1 protein-coding gene and 1 pseudogene are annotated in these 1,793 nt (G+C 55.8%); both read right to left on the bottom strand.

The annotated features are described in order from the left end of the window. Nucleotides 1–264: 264 nt before the first annotated feature. Nucleotides 265–585 (bottom strand): sunset domain-containing protein, encoded by a 321-nt coding sequence (locus tag NKH28_RS34230; protein ID WP_352981454.1) that lies wholly within the window; start codon nucleotides 583–585, stop codon nucleotides 265–267. A 122-nt stretch (nucleotides 586–707) separates the two neighbouring features. After that, a pseudogene (gene rhuM / locus NKH28_RS34225) lies at nucleotides 708–1,552 on the bottom strand (RhuM family protein). Nucleotides 1,553–1,793: the final 241 nt, after the last annotated feature.

Below are 1,793 nucleotides of genomic sequence, written 5' to 3'. Positions count from 1 at the left end.
ATATCATCGCGTCTCCCCAAAGAAAGCTTGACCCCAGCACTCCGGTGCTCAGGTTCTCCTGGCTGCCGGATGCGCACGTCTGCGGTCTTCACCGGATGCGTACAATGAGTGCTGAGGAGATAGCGCTGGTCCTACTCCGCGCAAAGGGCATCGAAGCGCCCACAAAAGCGGAAACGCATTTGATGTATGGTGCGGTGAGCGCATCGCTTAAGATCAACAAAGATGTGACCTTGCATGATGGGCGTCCGCGCGTTGGACCCCTGTCTAAACCCTGGATTTCCGCCATCCCGCTTTGCGCGCGGCTTCCTCCGAGCAAAACCAGCGCTCGCCTTTCAGCAGATTGATGCGCGTCTCCCAATAATATTCCTGTCCCGGAACGTGATAGATTTTCTCGCCAGTGTTGTAGCTGATGTTGCCCTTGATGCCGCAGCCTACAGCGGCGGAACCAAATTCAAAGGCAAGCAGGCCAGCCAGGATCGTGCCGCCAGTCGCGATCTTTGCCCAGAACGGCGTGTCACGCGAACGATGGCGCCTGCCATACCTTCGGCGATTGTACTCATTGTCTTGATAGCGACGTTTGCCCACGCCGCTCTCCCCAAGGGGAGAATGCGACCGTAGCAAATTTAAGTCCAGCCATTTTGGCAGTCGTACCGGCGAGGAAACCGCCGCCTCAAGGAAAGCTACCCCGAAGGCGGCGGGCCGACAGGTTATGCGGTTGGACGCGGCAACCGGATGCCGGTTTTCTTGAACAATTCAAGTTGCGTCTTCGCGAACTTGTCTGCGTCTGGCCGACGTGGACCGCCACTTTTGTAACCAGGAAAGACTGGAAATTCGTACTGTGCGACGAGTTCCTTCAGCTTTTCCAGAAGCCGCAGCATCGATACCTGCTTGCCTTGGATCGCCATGCCTTCGGCATAGAGCAGCCAAGCCTCTCCTATGAGTTCCATCTTGCGGAGTTCATCCGGGGAACAATAGTTCTTAGCAATCGTCACATCCGCAGCTGTCGGCTTGCGGTTGCCTAGGGCTGTCAGGCCCATGTTTGGCTTGGTCGCGTCGGCTCTTGACATGATAATTTGGACAGCTGTCTGCTCAGAAGCCGCGAAATGAAAACTGTCCTGGCTGGTTGCGAAGAAGTCCGCGCCGCCGGATCATCCTGATCGTAGTCTATAGAGCACTCCGCGAATGTCTCGCGAACCTGGGTGTAAAGGTTCGTTTCGGAAGTCCGGATGGCCCGGACCTCTCGGGCCAACTTCAGAAGCGCCCTCGGATCGCTATTCAGCCGCTTTCCGTTAAGCGCGTAACCGTCCTGAATGTAATCCTTGAGAACGGTGGCCGACCACTTTCGGAACTCCGCCGCCTTCTTGCTGTTGACCTTGTAGCCCACCGCAATGATGGCATTGAGATCATAGAGGCTCGTTAGATAGGCCTTCCCGTCTGGCGCAGTTATCCGGGATTTCCGGAGAACTGTTTCTTCGGACAACTCGCCCGACTTGAAGAGGTTCTGGAGGTGTTCGCTAATTGTCTTCAGCGAAACACCAAAAAGCTCAGCCATTTGCGCCTGAGAGGAAAGGACTTCCCAAATATCCGCCAAGTGATCACGACGCCCACCGCTAGGTGGTGAAATTAGGCCCGGATGTGCGCTAACACGTCCGGGCCGCCCAATGTCTACCGACGCTATTTCCGGTACAACTGGTGACCTTGCCCCTCTGATCTAATCCGGTTTGAAGTTCGTTCTGGCCCATCGAGAGGACCAGGACATGAAACGTAGCCGCTTCTCTGAAGAGCAGATCATC

Source organism: Mesorhizobium sp. M1227, from assembly GCF_040318315.1.
GTDB lineage: Bacteria > Pseudomonadota > Alphaproteobacteria > Rhizobiales > Rhizobiaceae > Mesorhizobium.
Note: the sequence above shows the minus strand (reverse complement) of the source record. Positions and strands in the feature narration are given on the sequence as shown.